General features: G+C 60.6%; 13 protein-coding genes and 1 tRNA gene. 5 read left to right on the forward strand and 9 right to left on the reverse strand.

The genetic code is table 11. The features are described 5' to 3' along the window. Positions 1-6: 6 nt before the first annotated feature. The 5 genes from SMD31_RS19495 to sfsA all read right to left on the reverse strand — a co-directional run bounded on the left by SMD31_RS19495 (position 7) and on the right by sfsA (position 5,332). The gene (locus tag SMD31_RS19495) at positions 7-1,521 is read right to left on the reverse strand and encodes a PAS domain-containing sensor histidine kinase (RefSeq protein ID WP_320502611.1); all 1,515 of its coding nucleotides are present in this window, start codon (positions 1,519-1,521) and stop codon (positions 7-9) included. Between the two features lie 7 nt (positions 1,522-1,528). Further along, positions 1,529-2,653, reverse strand: coding sequence for a DUF2336 domain-containing protein (locus tag SMD31_RS19500; protein ID WP_320502612.1), 1,125 nt, complete (start codon positions 2,651-2,653; stop codon positions 1,529-1,531). A gap of 329 nt (positions 2,654-2,982) precedes the next feature. Next, positions 2,983-3,714, reverse strand: a complete 732-nt coding sequence (radC, locus tag SMD31_RS19505) for a RadC family protein (protein ID WP_320502613.1) — start codon at positions 3,712-3,714, stop codon at positions 2,983-2,985. After that, on the reverse strand, positions 3,704-4,528 hold the full coding sequence (gene map, locus SMD31_RS19510) for a type I methionyl aminopeptidase (RefSeq protein ID WP_320502614.1): 825 nt from the start codon (positions 4,526-4,528) through the stop codon (positions 3,704-3,706). Before map ends, radC begins: the two co-directional genes overlap by 11 nt. A 99-nt stretch (positions 4,529-4,627) precedes the next feature. After that, positions 4,628-5,332 carry a DNA/RNA nuclease SfsA gene (gene sfsA, locus SMD31_RS19515; protein WP_320502615.1) on the reverse strand — a complete coding sequence of 235 codons (705 nt, stop codon included), beginning with the start codon at positions 5,330-5,332 and terminating at the stop codon, positions 4,628-4,630. Between the two features lie 101 nt (positions 5,333-5,433). Between sfsA and SMD31_RS19520 the strand changes: the two genes are divergently transcribed. Together SMD31_RS19520 and SMD31_RS19525 are read left to right on the forward strand one after the other, a co-directional pair. Beyond that, positions 5,434-5,751, forward strand: coding sequence for a hypothetical protein (locus SMD31_RS19520; RefSeq protein WP_320502616.1), 318 nt, complete (start codon positions 5,434-5,436; stop codon positions 5,749-5,751). A 9-nt stretch (positions 5,752-5,760) separates the two neighbouring features. Continuing rightward, positions 5,761-6,522: a competence/damage-inducible protein A gene (locus tag SMD31_RS19525; RefSeq protein WP_320502617.1), complete on the forward strand. Its 762-nt coding sequence runs from the start codon at positions 5,761-5,763 to the stop codon at positions 6,520-6,522. A gap of 3 nt (positions 6,523-6,525) precedes the next feature. On the opposite strand, the gene opgC is transcribed toward SMD31_RS19525, so the two are convergent. After that, positions 6,526-7,614: an OpgC domain-containing protein gene (gene opgC, locus SMD31_RS19530; RefSeq protein ID WP_320502618.1), complete on the reverse strand. Its 1,089-nt coding sequence runs from the start codon at positions 7,612-7,614 to the stop codon at positions 6,526-6,528. Positions 7,615-7,838: 224 nt separating this feature from the next. Here opgC and SMD31_RS19535 point away from each other — a divergent pair. Together SMD31_RS19535 and SMD31_RS19540 are read left to right on the forward strand one after the other, a co-directional pair. Continuing rightward, positions 7,839-7,927: transfer RNA gene (locus SMD31_RS19535), tRNA-Leu, on the forward strand. 114 nt (positions 7,928-8,041) lie between these two features. Continuing rightward, complete coding sequence (locus tag SMD31_RS19540) at positions 8,042-9,562, forward strand: PAS domain-containing sensor histidine kinase (RefSeq protein ID WP_320502619.1); 1,521 nt, start codon at positions 8,042-8,044, stop codon at positions 9,560-9,562. On the opposite strand, the gene cysC is transcribed toward SMD31_RS19540, so the two are convergent. The 3 genes from cysC to SMD31_RS19555 are packed head-to-tail and all read right to left on the reverse strand — an operon-like array spanning position 9,563 to position 13,094. Then, positions 9,563-11,494, reverse strand: coding sequence for an adenylyl-sulfate kinase (gene cysC, locus SMD31_RS19545; RefSeq protein WP_320502620.1), 1,932 nt, complete (start codon positions 11,492-11,494; stop codon positions 9,563-9,565). A 23-nt stretch (positions 11,495-11,517) separates the two neighbouring features. Next, positions 11,518-12,333: a sulfate adenylyltransferase subunit CysD gene (gene cysD, locus SMD31_RS19550; RefSeq protein WP_320502621.1), complete on the reverse strand. Its 816-nt coding sequence runs from the start codon at positions 12,331-12,333 to the stop codon at positions 11,518-11,520. Positions 12,334-12,356: 23 nt separating this feature from the next. Then, positions 12,357-13,094 (reverse strand): phosphoadenylyl-sulfate reductase, encoded by a 738-nt coding sequence (locus SMD31_RS19555; RefSeq protein WP_320502622.1) that lies wholly within the window; start codon positions 13,092-13,094, stop codon positions 12,357-12,359. A 339-nt stretch (positions 13,095-13,433) separates the two neighbouring features. Between SMD31_RS19555 and SMD31_RS19560 the strand changes: the two genes are divergently transcribed. Continuing rightward, positions 13,434-14,456 (forward strand): NADP-dependent oxidoreductase, encoded by a 1,023-nt coding sequence (locus SMD31_RS19560; protein ID WP_456077541.1) that lies wholly within the window; start codon positions 13,434-13,436, stop codon positions 14,454-14,456. Positions 14,457-14,477 lie beyond the last annotated feature (21 nt).

Raw genomic sequence — 14,477 nt, forward strand, 5'->3', positions numbered from 1 at the left:
GCCGCGTCAGCAAAGGCGGCTCGGCGGAATATGCAGGCCGACTTTGGTGCCGTAATCCGGCTGGCTGATCAGGCTGAGGCGACCGCCATGCAATTCCGCCAGGCGTCGCGAAAGCGCAAGGCCAAGGCCCGTGCCACCATAGCGGCGCGCGCGATGCGATTCCGCCTGGACGAAAGGCTCGAGAACCCGGTCGATGTCCTTTTCCGGGATGCCGATGCCGTTGTCTTCGATCTCGATGACGAGATCGCTGCCTTCTTGGCGATAGGCGCGCAAGGTGATCCTGCCGCCGGCAGGCGTGAACTTGACCGCGTTCGAGAGCAGATTGACCAGGATCTGGCGGGTCAGGCGCTGATCGACCAGGACCAGCGGCAGATCATTGGGTATTTCGCTGGACAGCGAGAGCTCGCCGCCACGTATGCGGTCCTGAAAAGCGCGCAGGACCGGGTCGCACAGCATCGGGATCGAGATCTCTTCCTCGTTGAGGTGCAGCCGCCCGGACTCGATCTTGGAGAGATCGAGGATGTCGTTGATCATGGTGAGGAGATGATTGGCGCTCTCCCGAATGTCACCGGCATATTCGTTCGCGCGCCCATGGGACGGCATTTCGGCGACCTGTCGCGCCAGCAGATCGGCAAATCCGATGATTGAATTGAGCGGCGTGCGCAATTCGTGGCTCATATTGGCAAGGAAGTCGGACTTGGCCCGATTGGCGATTTCGGCGGCTTCCTTGGCCAGGATCAACGAGTGCTCGCGGCGAACGAGAACGGTTATGTCATTGGCCGTGCCACGGAAGCCAGTATGGGCGCCGGTTGCGGCGGAAAAGGTCGGCACGCCGCTCAGCAGGAAAAGGCGCGCCTCGCCCGATTTGGTCAGCGCTTCAAAGCGGTGATCGCGAAACGGCGTCATCGGAACAAAGCGCTGCCGCAAGGCGATGGTGCCGGCTTCGCTGTCGGCCAGGCAGTCGAGCGGTCGCCCGGCCAGCTCCTGGGGCAGGTACCCGAGTATCTTTGTGATACGGTCCGACAGCATGGTGACGTTGAGATCCGGATCGATCTCCCAGACCCAGTCGGAGGTCAGCCGGACGATATCGTCGAAGCGCTCCTGCGCCATGGCAAGGTCGGCAGAGATCTTTGCCGTCGCATCGACCGGCGCAATCAGGCCGGCAAGGCCGATGGCCTTGCCTTGCTTGTCCGCCAGGGGAACATGGTGGGCATGCAAGGTCTGTGTCTGGCCGTCGAGTGTCACGGCGATATCCCGGCGCACGACGCGGTCGCGGTCTTCGGCTTCACGGAGGAGCGTATTGATCGGCAGCAGTTCGACGACACCGTCGCGCAGCGCCAGGCGCTCCCCCAGTTGGCGATAGGGCAGGTTGGACCAGGTCAGACGGCCGTCCTTGTCTACCAGATAGAGTGGCGACGTGAAGTCGAACAGCCGTTGCGCGAATATCTGCTTGATCTGTTCGGCGGTTGGCTGGCGGGAGACAACCGGCTCTGGCTTGACCAGACGGAGTTTGTCTCGCATGCCCACCTCAGCGCGACTGGTTTTCCAGTCGCCGGATGGATTTCAGGAAGAATGGATTGATCTTCCAGCGTTCCACCACCTTGCGTGCCGTGTCCGGCTTCAAGCGGTCAAACATTTCCATCGATCGCGACAGTTGATAGGGATTGTTGGCGAGCTCAGTCGGTCGTGCCCGCTGCAGCATCAGGAACAGCGCCGTGAAATCCGTTCGGTTGATATTGCTTGCTCGGCAGGCAATGACGAGGCCTTCGCCGCCATCTTCGTAGATTAGCTTGCGCGCGATCTGCGGGCGCAGCCCGATCATTTGCGCCAGCATGGCCTCGAACAAGGCGATTTCACCGCGGCGTAGCGTCTTGACCAGCATGTCGGCCGTCAGCTCAGCACGCTTGGCCAACTGCTCGGCGAGCGCCATCGCGGCGTCTTCGGCGCGCGTGCTGCTCTCGCCATCGTGATCGGCGATGTCTTCCGCAACCTTTGCGACGGTCAAATCCAAAGTCGCCTTGTCTACCGGATAGTGCTCGATGATGTACTGACGCAGCGCCGCCGAGACCCAGACATACATTTTCTTGGACAGATCGACGGGCAGGTCTTTGCGGCGCAGCAGCGGTTCCTGGAACTCGTCGACACTTTCCGACTGCTGCACCAGATAGGACATGGTGGCTTCGGTGATTTGGGAACCGTGGTTTTCCAGCAGCGTCTTGATCACATCGACTGAATTGGTGCCGACCAGTGCGTCGCTGACGACCGTGCTGACACTGCGGCGCATGGCGATCGCCAAGCGATGGCTGAGTGTGCGATGGCGCACGATCTCGACGAGGTCCTCGTCACTCAGAAGATCGCTTTTGAGGAGAACCGGAGACGCGATATCGAAATCATCATTGCCGAGGAGATTGACGATCTCATGCGGCGCGTTCGGCGATTGCGACAGCTTCTCGGCAAGCGCTTTGCGAATGGGGCGCGCCACATCCTGAATCAGCTTCTTCAAGATGTCGTTCATCAAGGCCTTTTCCTGCAACGTCAGGATACGGCCGGAATCGTCCATCAAATCGCCGATGGCAGTGACAAGGCTGGACCGCCCCTGGCTGGACTTGTCCCGGGCGAGATCGACCAGCATGCGAACGTCGGTGGCGATCAATGGGCTTCTCGTATGCGTGTTGTTCGGTTGTCGCAGATCTGCGTCAGGAACGCGCAGTCGGCAGTTTCTTTTGATCTGAAAACGATAGGGGCAGGATCGTTACTAGAATGTTAAATTCGGGGTCCGGCGCTGCCATTATGGTGTGAGCGCAGAATTGTGTCGAAGCCAGTCCCCATGCCATGACGTCCCTGGCTGGCGGTATTTTTAGATAATTGTATCAGTTAGTTGCTGCGCCAGGATGAATGGCCTGCAGAGGGCTCGGTAGGCCCCCCACTTCTTCCGGAAGCGGAATTTTTTCATCCGATCGGATAAGTATCACGATTGAGCGCTCAAGTGCGTCGGCGCTTTGCCGCTTCCATATAGCCCATGGAGCGGAGCGAGGCGTGGCCCTTGCGGCCGATGATGATGTGGTCATGAACCTGGACGCCGACGGGGTCCAGGGCCTGTTGGATGGCGTGAGTCATCTCGATGTCATCGCGCGATGGGGTCGGGTCGCCCGTCGGATGGTTGTGCGCCATGATGATGGACGTAGCCCCCAGCGTGAGCGTGCGTTTCACCACTTCACGCACATAGACCGGCGCGTGATTGACCGTGCCCCGGCTCTGCACTTCGTCGGCGATAAGCGCGTTCTTGCCGTCGAGGAACAGCAGGCGAAACTGTTCATTCTGTTCATGCGCCATGACCGAGTGGCAGTATTCCAACACCGCCTTCCAGGACGATAGAACCGGCTTGTCCAGCACCTGCTGGCGCTGCATCAGCAGCGCGGCGGCCTGGACCGTCTTGATGGCGACGGCGCTGTTCTCCTTGATGCCGGAAATCTCCATGAGCTGTGCTGGATCCGCGGCCATGACGCCCGCAAAGCTGCCGAAACGCTGAATGAGATCCTTGGCGAGCGGCTTCACGTCCCGCTGCGGTATGGCGAGATAGAGCAACAGTTCCAGCAGCTCGTATTCGGCCAGCGCATCAGCGCCGCCGGCCAGAAAGCGCTCGCGCAGCCGTTGGCGATGGCCGTGATAATGCGGCTTCTCGGACTGGACTTCGGTATTGGCCTTAGGCGGCATAGGGCGGTCGATCAAGTCCCGCCGGTGACGTGGTGAAGATCTCGACGCCGGTTTCGGTCACACCGACCGTGTGCTCGAACTGGGCCGACAGCTTCTTGTCGCGTGTCACCGCGGTCCAGCCATCGTCGAGGATCTTCACCTGCCAGGTGCCGGCATTGATCATCGGCTCGACGGTGAAGAACATACCCGGTTTGATTTCGGGGCCGGTGCCCTTGCGGCCGAAATGGAGGACCGAGGGTGAATCATGGAAGACCTTGCCGATGCCGTGACCGCAGAAATCGCGCACGACCGAGAACTTCTGCTTTTCGGCAAAGCTTTGGATGGCGTAGCCGACATCGCCGAGGGTAGCACCGGGCTGTGCCGCCTCGATGCCGCGCATCATGGCTTCATAAGTGACGTCGGTGAGGCGTTGCGCCTGAACGCCCACTTTGCCGACATTGTACATGCGGCTGGTGTCGCCATGCCAACCATCAAGGATCACGGTGACGTCGATATTGATTGTATCGCCGTCCTGGAGCTTCTTCGCGCCGGGAATGCCATGGCAAACGACGTGATTGATCGATGTACAGATCGACTTTGGAAAGCCGCGATAATTGAGCGGTGCCGGGATCGCTTTTCGCTCAACGATGAAGTCGTGGCACAACTTGTCGAGCGCCTCGGTCGACACGCCGGGGATCACATAGGGCGTGATGAAATCGAGCGTTTCGGCGGCAAGCCGGCCAGCCTTGCGCATGGCGGCAAAGTCAGGCGCCTTGTGCAGCTTGATCTTCTCGCCGTCGTCGATCCAATCGCTCTCTACGTCCTTCTTCTGCATGGGCCGCTTCGCTTGTCCTGAAATCAATGAATAGAGTTAACGATAGATACGCCCCGACCGGAAGCGGCGCAACCCCCGGCACCATCCGCCGCGCTTTCCTCATTCATTCAAAGTTATTGATTTCACTAAGGAAATTTCTGTTGGCGTAACTTCACAAGCGTAACTGAGAATTTCGACGCCCGAATTTCGCGCCTGGATGAGGGTCTCTGCATAGGCGGGATCGATGTCCTGGGCGATGCGCATCTCGGGGCAATCGCCGCGTTGGGCCAGAAAGACGAGCACCGCGCGGTGGCCCAACGCTTTGGCGGACATCAGCGCGCGCAGATGCTTGGCGCCGCGCTCGGTCCGTGAGTCTGGAAATTCGGCAAGCCCCTTTGCGCGGGACAGGGTGACACTCTTCACCTCGAGAAATGTCAGTTGGCCGTCATCGGCAGTATGGCAGAAATCGAACCGCGTGCCGGCGCCAAAAGTCACTTCGGGACGCCAGCCGCCGGCTGCCGGCAAGACGGCGATGACGCCCCTGGCCAAGGCTTCAGCAACGATCCGGTTGGCATAACCGGTATTGATGCCGACTTTGGCGCCATCCGCCGTTTCGACGATTTCCCAGCCGAAATCGAGTTTGCGGCCCTTGGCGGTTTTGGCCGAGAGCCAGCAAGGGGATCCTGGCGCGGCAAGACCCAGCATCGAACCCGGATTTGGGCAGTGCGCCACGACCGTTCGCCCGTCCGGCAACAGCATATCGGCCAGAAACCGCTTGTAGCGGCGCACCAGGCGGGCGGGTTGGAGCGGTGGATCGAATTGCATGGCTGCGACGTTCTGCCGTCTGAAAATCGGGTTGCGGGCTGCCCTTGTTGCATCAGGCGGGCATTCCCGGCAAGTTACCGCCACTTTCGATAAGGAATTCCATGATGCGTCGTTTCTTCCTTCTTGCCGCGACCCTGGGACTGCTCAATGGCTGTTCCTATTTCGACCAGGGCAGCACTTGGACAAAGCCCGGCGTGGACCCGGACCAGGCCCGGACCGATCTCGATGCCTGCGAGGCGGAGGCGAGATCCCAGACCAAGGTCGACCGTGGCATCGACCAGGATATCGCGGCGACCCAAGGGGGCGGGGCCTTCGGCGACCCGCTGGCCGATAGCGGCATGTCCGGCTACCAATCGGAAAAGCGTTATGACGATGTCGTCAAGGAATGCATGCAGGCCTTTGGCTATGTGCGGCAATAGAGGGCCAACATGAGCGACGTTAAGATCGTTACCGCGGCCGTTGTTGTCATCGGCAATGAAATTCTGTCCGGCCGGACCAAGGATCTCAACCTGGGCTATATCGCGGCGGGCCTGACCGGGATCGGCATTCGCCTGACCGAAGGGCGTTTCATCCCGGACGTCGAAGCCACGATCATCGCGACGGTGAACGAGCTGCGCGCCCGGCATGACTATGTCTTCACGACCGGCGGCATCGGGCCGACGCATGACGACATTACGGCAGCCGCCATTGCCAAGGCATTCGGCGTTCCGCTGATCCTGCACCCGGTTGCGGCGCGGCTCCTCTCCGATCATTACGGGCCCGAGAACCTTACCGAGGCACGCATGCGCATGGCGCACACGCCGGAAGGGGCGGAGTTGATCGACAATCCCGTCTCGATCGCCCCCGGGATCAAGATCGGCAATGTTTTTGTCCTCGCTGGTGTGCCGCGCATCTGCCAAGCCATGTTCGATGGGCTCAAAGGAGGCCTGCGGGGCGGCGATCCGGTGCTATCGCGCACCGTATCCGGGTATATCGGCGAAGGCGTCATCGCCAAGGACCTCGGGGAACTGCAGGACCGGCATCCTGCTCTCGAGATCGGCTCTTATCCCTTCTTCCGTCAGGGCAAGTTCGGCGCCAGTTTCGTCATCCGCGGCACGGACAAGGCCGAGATCGACCGGGCCGCTGGAGCACTGCACGCCATCATCAAGAAACTGGGCGCCGACCCGATCGAGGGCGAACCTGCTGGCTGACGCTCAGGTGCCTGCAATGGCCCGCTGCGGTGGGCGCTTCGTCAGTCTTTCGCGGCCATAGGCAACCGCGAGGAGCACGATCATCAAGGCTGCGGCACTGAGGAAATAGACCGAATAGGCACGACCGCTGCTCAGCCAGGCCCAGCCGACCGCATAGGTGATGACGATGCTGGCGGCGTAACAATAGAGCGTCTGGCGGCCCAGCATCGACAGCAGACGGAACGGCCACCAGCCGAGATAACCGCGACAAATGACCAGCAAAGCTGCCAGGGCACCGAGCAGGATCGCCGTGTTGACCAGGCGCGTGACGCCAAGGCTGGCCTTGTCCGTAAACGGAATGTCGATCAAATCGCGCACGTCAAGCCGGTGCAGAACCGTAAACCCGATGGCAATGCCGAGTAGCCCCCAGGCGCGCCAGCTTCTTGCGCCGATCCAGTTGAGCAAGGATACATGCCAGCGCGCGGTACCGGCGATCATGCCGATGCAGTATGGGAGCTGCCAGGCAAACGGATTGAAATTCCACGCCCGCGGCGTGTCATGCGGGCCGCCGCCGTAAAAATTCCAGTGCGGACTGAGTTGCACGGCGATGTAAAGCGCAAGTGAAAGCAGAGCGAGCAGGTAGGTGGAGCGCTGCAACAGCGCTGCGGCAAGTGGCGTCAGCAACATGAAAAGTACATAGACCTGCAGGACACCCAGCAAATAAGGGTGCTGCCGCATCAGGAGGAATTCGACGATGCCCCGCAATGGCGCGGCGAGGGTATAGTCCGCATCGGTCGCCGCGGCCAGTTCAGACCCACCCAGCCAGGCGATAGCGAGCGCCACGGCGAAGGCCGCCAGATTGATCCGGTATATTTCTCCGGCACGTGACAGGGTCTTGGCGACAACGTTGCCGCGGCCGACATAGACCATGCCGACCATGTAGCCGGAGAGCAGGAAGAAGAGTTCCGCAGCCGACGTGAAGCTGAAGTCGCCGGGAACCGGCAGCTGGCGTTGCTGCATCCCTAAGTTGTCAAATATGACATTGAGGTGGGTGAGCGCGATGACGGCCATGGCATAGCCACGGATGAGATCTAGGCGATCGTCGCGTCCCAAGGGTCAGCCCTCCTGCCGGCCGATGCTATGCCGCTCTCGGCAAGCAATTTAGTATTGTGCAGTGCATCATGAGCCCGCAGTTGTACGCTTCCTGTGATGATCTGCCTAGCCGTCTCGGACGGAATGCTGGTCTTGTTTTGTCCTGCCAAACCAGATCGGGTCTGGGATCAGTTGCCACCCCGGACGCAACAAGCTATGTCGCTTCCGTTGCCACTGAATCGGATGCCCGCTTGGTGGAATTGGTAGACACACAGGACTTAAAATCCTGAGAGGCGAAAGCCTCGTGCCGGTTCGAGTCCGGCAGCGGGCACCAAGGCCGGAACCTTTCTGCGGCGACCGAGTTGTTGCGTTCGGGGAGAGGTCTGAAAGCACATGGACAATGGCCATTCTGGGGACTGAGAGGGCGCCACAGGCACCCTTGGGGACGGTGGACGACCATTATCGTCTGCTGATCGATGCCGTTACCGATTATGCCATCTACATGCTCGACCCCTCTGGGCGGGTGGCCAGTTGGAATCCCGGGGCGCAGCGCCTCAAAGGGTATTCGGCTGCCGAGATTCTGGGCCAGCATTTCTCGACATTCTACACGCCAGAAGATCGCGAGGCCGGGTGGCCGGAGGTTGCGCTGGCCACCGCACAGGAAGCCGGGCGGTTCGAGAAAGAGGGCTGGCGCGTCAGGAAGGACGGCACGCGTTTTTGGGCAAATGTGATTGTCGATCCCATTCATGACCGGAGCGGCGCACTCATCGGTTTTGCCAAGATCACCCGCGATGTTACCGATCGGATGACTACCGAGGCGGAGCTGAAAGTCACCCGAGAAGCGCTGTTCCAGGCGCAGAAGATGGAGGCGATCGGCCAGCTCAGCGGTGGTGTCGCCCATGACTTCAACAATCTGCTGATGGCGATCCTCAGCAGCCTGGAATTGGCCAAGAAGCGCCTGCCGGATGATCCGAAACTGGCACGGTTCATCGAGAATGCCGTTCAAGGCGCCAATCGCGGCGCGTCGCTGACGCAGCGGATGCTCGCCTTCGCCAGGCGCCAGACATTGCATGCCCAGCCACTCGAACTACCAACGGTGATATCCGGCATAAAGGACCTTATACGTCGATCGCTTGGACCAGCGATCGAGGTGACGGTCGATATCGCCGACGATGTCGATGCGGTGATGGCCGATGCCAATCAGCTCGAGGCGGCGATGCTTAACATCGTAGTCAACGCCCGCGATGCCATGCCTGCAGGCGGCGCCCTGGTCATCACGGCGCGCAATGCGGACATCGCTGCGGGCAACGACTATGGGCTGGCTGCTGGCAGCTTTGTATGTCTTGCCATCAGCGACACGGGCACCGGCATGAACGACGAAATCCTGTCACGCGCCAAGGAGCCGTTCTTTACGACCAAGGGCGTCGGCAAAGGCACCGGATTGGGCCTTTCGCAGGTCCACGGTTTGCTTGAGCAATTGGGTGGGCGACTGATCCTTAAAAGTGCGCCGGACTCCGGCACCACAGCCGAATTATGGCTTCCAGCAGCAGCCGGGGCAGCGGCGGCACTTCAGGCGACGGTGGTCGAGCCGGCTTCCGCGCCACCGCGTGGACTGCGCATCTTGGCCGTCGACGATGATGCACTGGTATTGATGAATACCGCAGCGATGCTTGAGGATATGGGACACAAGGTGAAAGAGGCGAACTCCGCGCTCGAGGCGATCGAAGCCCTCAAACAGGAAAGCCAGTTCGACATCGTCATCACAGACATGGCGATGCCGCAGATGAATGGATTGGATTTGGCGCGCGCGGTCTGGAAGGATTGGCCCAGCGTGCCGATCTTGCTCGCCACGGGTTATGCCGAACTGCCGGAGAAGCCGGAACGGCGCCTCCACATTCTATCGAAGCCCTTCGGCCAGCGCGAGCTGGCGAAGGGCATCGAAATGGCGCTGAACGAGCCTTTGGCCTGATCAGGCCGAGGCACTCTGCGCCGCTTTGGTGGACCGGGTGGCACTTTCGACATAGCCGAGCAATGCCAGCAATGCGGCATCCGGGCCGATTGCGGCAGTGTCGATGACGAGGTCGGCGCTGCCTGGCGCTTCATAAGGCGCATCGATACCGGTGAAGTTCTTGATTTCGCCGGCACGGGCCCTGGCATAGAGGCCCTTTGGATCGCGGGCCTCGCAGGTTGCCAAATCAGCCTTCACATAGACTTCGTGGAAGTTGGCGCCGATGATGTTGCGCGCCCTTTCACGCTCCGCCGCATAGGGCGAGATCAGCGAGGTGATGACCACCAACCCGGCATCGGCGAACAAGCGCGCAACTTCGGCGGTGCGTCGGATATTCTCGGCGCGTGCCTCCGGACCGAAGCCCAGGTCGTTATTGAGCCCAGAGCGCAAGGCATCGCCATCAAGGACATAGGCTTGGCGACCCCTGGCAAAGAGTTCTCGCTCCAAGCCCATCGCGAGGGTCGACTTGCCGGAGCCGGACAGGCCCGTCAGCCAGATGACCGCCCCCTGGTGACCGTTGGCTGAGGCACGGGCGGCGTTGGTCACCAGATGATCCGGGCTGAAGATCAACCGCGGTTCCTCGGCGAGTTTCGCTTCGCCGGCGCGACCCAGAATGACGGCGCCACCGACGATGTCACCGTCACGAACCAGAACGGCCCGTCCCGTCTTGGCCAACTCATCGACCAGATCAACGGCCATCAATGACCGGCTGCGCACGAGCACTTCGGCAATGCCGTTCTGGCCAACGCGGTCGGCCACCTGCCGCTCAAGGGAATCGACATCAATCACGGCACGGATACCTTCGACGGCAACCGAATATTCGGATGTGGCCACCTTCAGGGTAATGCGGTCGCCGGGCTCAAGCGGTTCCTGATCGAGCCAGAAGAGGCGCAGCAAGGCTTCATGGGTGAGATGCGGCTGGCGTTCAATATGCGTCGCCACCATGCCGCGTTCGATGAAGAGTTCGTCATCCAGCGTCAACGCCACCGATTGGCCGGCGCCGGCAACAATCTGCGGCGCGGCATTCCAGGCCTCGATGGTGGCGACCTTGGCCGATTTGCCGCTGGGGGCAAAGGTCAGCGTGTCACCCACCTTGATGCGACCGCTTTCAATGCGGCCGACGACGAGACGGCGATGGTCGAACTTGAAAACATCCTGCACCGGCAGGCGCAACGCCAGTTCGGTCGCGGGACGCGCGGCTTCGAACCCGTCGAGGAGTTCGATCACGGTCTCGCCTTTATACCATGCGGTCTGGGGCGAACGCTCGACGACATTGTCGCCGTGGCGGGCCGAGATCGGCACGATGGCCTTGGGCGACAGGCCCAGCTCGGCAAGGAAGGCGGTGATTTCGCGCGCCACGGCCTGGAAACGCGCCTGATCGAATTCGATGAGGTCGATCTTGTTGACGATGACGGCCACCTGCCGCAAGCCAAGCAATTGCAGGATGAGCGCGTGCCGCCGCGACTGTTCGCGAACGCCTTCGGCAGCATCAATCACCAGAAGTGCCGCTTGGGCCTGGGCAACGCCGGAGACGGCGTTCTTCAGGAATTCCTTATGACCCGGCGCATCGATGATGACATAGGGCCGCTTTGCCGTGGTGAAGAAGATCTGCGTCGTGTCGATGGTGATGCCCTGGTCGCGCTCGGCCTGGAAGGAGTCGAGCAGGAATGACCATTCGAGCGTTCCGCCGCGCTTGTCGCTGGCGGCCTGAAGCTCGGCGAGCTTGCCTTCCGGCAGGCTTCCGGTGTCATGCAGCAAGCGACCGATCAGCGTCGACTTGCCATGATCGACGTGTCCGACGATGGCAAAGGGAAAACGCGCCTGGTTCGCCGGTGCGTCGTCATTGGCGCTGTTGGCGATGGCTTTGGGCGTCTTGAGGGGGAGAACGGTCATATCCAATATCCTTAAGCCGTCACTTACATGTAGCCAGACGCGCGCAAGCGCTCGAAGGCGTCTTCGCGCTCGTGATCCATGGCACGGCCAGCACGCTCGGAGGTCTTCGTCGATCGCAGCTCGGCAATGATCTCGTCCAGCGAACTGGCATCCGAGACGACCGGCGACGTGATGTCCTGATCGCCCAGCGACCGGTAGCGCTTGCCGTTCTTCGAGAAGTAGAGCGGGACCAGCGGAATATTCTCGCGCTGCACATAGCGCCAGATATCGAGCTCGGTCCAGGCGAGCAGCGGGTGGATGCGCATATGGGCGCCGTCCGGCAGACTGGCGTTGAAGTGATCCCAGAACTCGGCCGGTTGGTCGCGGAAATCCCACGCGCCGCCATCGGCCCGCGGACTGAAGACGCGCTCCTTGGCGCGCGTTGCCTGCTCATCGCGGCGAATACCGGCAATGACGCCCTTGAAGCCAAACTCCGCAATGGTGCGTTTGAGGCCAATGGTCTTGCGCGCCGCCGAGCGTGCAGCCGGCGGCAGGCTGGGGTCGATCTCGTCGACCGGCGGGCAGTCGCGGACAATGAGGTTGAGGTTCCATTCCTTGGCGTAGCGATCGCGGAATTCGTACATTTCCGGGAACTTCTTGCCGGTATCGACATGGGTCACCGGAAAGGGGACGTGGCCGAGGAAGGCCTTCTTGGCCAACCACAGCATCACGTTCGAGTCCTTGCCGAGCGACCACAACATGGTGATCGGCTTCAGGCGGCTATAGGCTTCGCGCAGAATGAAGATGCTCTGCGCCTCCAACTGGTCGAGATCGGATTGGGACTGTTGAACGTGGGTCATTTTTTGTCTTCTGTGCCTTGAGATCAGCGGTGGATGCCGCATTCGGTCTTGTCGGTGCCAGCCCAGCGACCAGCGCGTGCGTCGTCTCCATCGGCGACGCGCAGGGTACAGGGCTTGCAGCCGATCGATTTGAATCCGTCGTAATAGAGTGGATGCTGTGGCAGCTTGAACTGCTTGAACGCGGCTTCGATATCCGCGGCCGTGAAGCGCGCGAGTGGATTGACCTTTATCCGCCCATCCAGGTACTCGAAGGTCGGGAGCGCGGCCCGTGCGCGGCTCTGATACCGCTTGCGCCCCGTGATCCAGGCGTCAAACGGCCCCAGTGCCCTTTGCAACGGGTCAACTTTGCGCAGCTGGCAGCATAGATCGGGATTGGTCTCCCACAGCTTGCCGTGCGGGTCATGCTGCGCGATGGCGGCAAGATCCGGCTCGATCGCACGCATGTCCTGGAAATTGAAGCGCCCGGCCAGAATGTCGCGGTACATCAGCGTTTCGTCGAAATGCTTGCCGGTATCGAGGAAGAGGATCGGGACGCTGCGGTCGACCTCGGCAAGGAAGTGCAACAGCAAAGCGGATTCGGCGCCGAACGACGAGACGAGGGCGATATGCCCTGGAAACAGTTCATGAATGGCCGCTTCAAGAATCTCTTGCGGCGAAGCATCTGCAAAACGCTCGTTGAGCTGGCGTGCGACGGCATCCTGGCCGGCAGGTGTCTCCTGGGGTCTGGCGACGATATCAGGTGATAAGGTGTCGATCTGCATGGCCGTGATCCGCGCTGGGCATTTCACACAATGTCCAGCGTTAAATACAATTGTCTATGTGAATGGATGTAGCATCCGCATGGCAGGGGTCAATTGAATTAAACCCACGCGATGTGATATTTAAACTAACAGATAAAAATGAAGTGTGAAAAATGGTAGGTCTTGAAAACTGAGCGAGGCTATTGAACATTTGATGAATTATAAGAATTTATTGGATTTGCCGGAGAAGAATGCTCCTTTAGGGGCCGCTACACCGCCGGAATTTGGCCTAATTTGAATCATACATCATCGGATACAGCGGTGGCTGGTTAGAAGGACGAGTGTGAAATGTTGAACGGTATGAACCGACAGATTATTCTGGCATCGCGGCCAAGTGGGGAACCCAAGCCAGAGAATTTCCGGCTGGTCGAGACGGCCATTCCGGAACTCAACGATGGCCAGGTCCTGCTTCAGACGCTGTTCCTGTCGCTCGATCCCTATATGCGCGGGCGTATGAGCGCTTCGAAATCCTACGCGCAACCGGTGGAAATCGGCGGCGTGATGGAAGGCGGGGCGGTGAGCCGCGTGGTGCTTTCACGTCGTCCCGGATTTGAGGTCGGCGATATTGTTCAGGGCCGCACCGGCTGGCAAAGCCACGCCGTGTCCGATGGCACCGCGACCAGTGCGCCCTTGCAACGGGTGGATCCCACGATCGCGCCGATCTCGACGGCTTTGGGTGTACTGGGGATGCCGGGGATGACGGCCTATACCGGCTTGCTCAATATCGGACAGCCAAAGGCCGGCGAAACATTGGTGGTGGCGGCGGCCAGTGGCCCGGTCGGGTCTCTGGTCGCACAAATCGGCCGGCTGAAAGGCTGCCGCGTTGTTGGCATTGCCGGCGGTGCGGACAAGGTGCGCTACCTTCGCGAAGAGTTGGGCGTCGACGTGGCGCTCGACCACAAGGCGCCGGACTTCGCTGCGCAATTGGCGGCCGCTTGCCCCAAGGGGATCGATATCTATTTCGAGAATGTCGGCGGGCATGTGTGGGAAGCAGTCTTTCCGCTGCTTAACGACTTCGCGCGCGTACCCGTTTGCGGGCTGATCGCACATTACAATGACGAAGGCGCCTTGCCCGGTCCGGACCGATTGCCGATGACGATGCGGGCAGTCTTATCCAGACGCCTGACCTTGCGCGGCTTTATCGTGAGCGACTTTGCGGCACAGGCGGCCGATTTTCGCCGTGACGTCGCCGCCTGGCTGCACGCTGGCAAAATCAAATACAAGGAAGACATCGTCCACGGTCTGGAGAAGGCGCCGGAAGCCTTCATCGGCCTGCTGAAGGGGCAAAATTTCGGCAAACTCGTGGTCAAAGTCGCCGATTAAAAGGTCTGATCCGTCAAGCGC

The sequence above is a fragment of the Dongia rigui genome (assembly GCF_034044635.1).
Lineage (GTDB): Bacteria > Pseudomonadota > Alphaproteobacteria > Dongiales > Dongiaceae > Dongia > Dongia rigui.

Bases quoted from the DNA above. Each gene is read 5' to 3' on its own strand.
- SMD31_RS19495 (WP_320502611.1), bottom strand. From the start codon at position 1,521: ATGCGAGACAAACTCCGTCTGGTCAAGCCAGAGCCGGTTGTCTCCCGC.
- radC (WP_320502613.1), bottom strand. From the start codon at position 3,714: ATGCCGCCTAAGGCCAATACCGAAGTCCAGTCCGAGAAGCCGCATTAT.
- map (WP_320502614.1), bottom strand. From the start codon at position 4,528: ATGCAGAAGAAGGACGTAGAGAGCGATTGGATCGACGACGGCGAGAAG.
- sfsA (WP_320502615.1), bottom strand. From the start codon at position 5,332: ATGCAATTCGATCCACCGCTCCAACCCGCCCGCCTGGTGCGCCGCTAC.
- SMD31_RS19520 (WP_320502616.1), top strand. From the start codon at position 5,434: ATGATGCGTCGTTTCTTCCTTCTTGCCGCGACCCTGGGACTGCTCAAT.
- SMD31_RS19525 (WP_320502617.1), top strand. From the start codon at position 5,761: ATGAGCGACGTTAAGATCGTTACCGCGGCCGTTGTTGTCATCGGCAAT.
- cysC (WP_320502620.1), bottom strand. From the start codon at position 11,494: ATGACCGTTCTCCCCCTCAAGACGCCCAAAGCCATCGCCAACAGCGCC.
- cysD (WP_320502621.1), bottom strand. From the start codon at position 12,333: ATGACCCACGTTCAACAGTCCCAATCCGATCTCGACCAGTTGGAGGCG.
- SMD31_RS19555 (WP_320502622.1), bottom strand. From the start codon at position 13,094: ATGCAGATCGACACCTTATCACCTGATATCGTCGCCAGACCCCAGGAG.
- SMD31_RS19560 (WP_456077541.1), top strand. From the start codon at position 13,434: ATGAACCGACAGATTATTCTGGCATCGCGGCCAAGTGGGGAACCCAAG.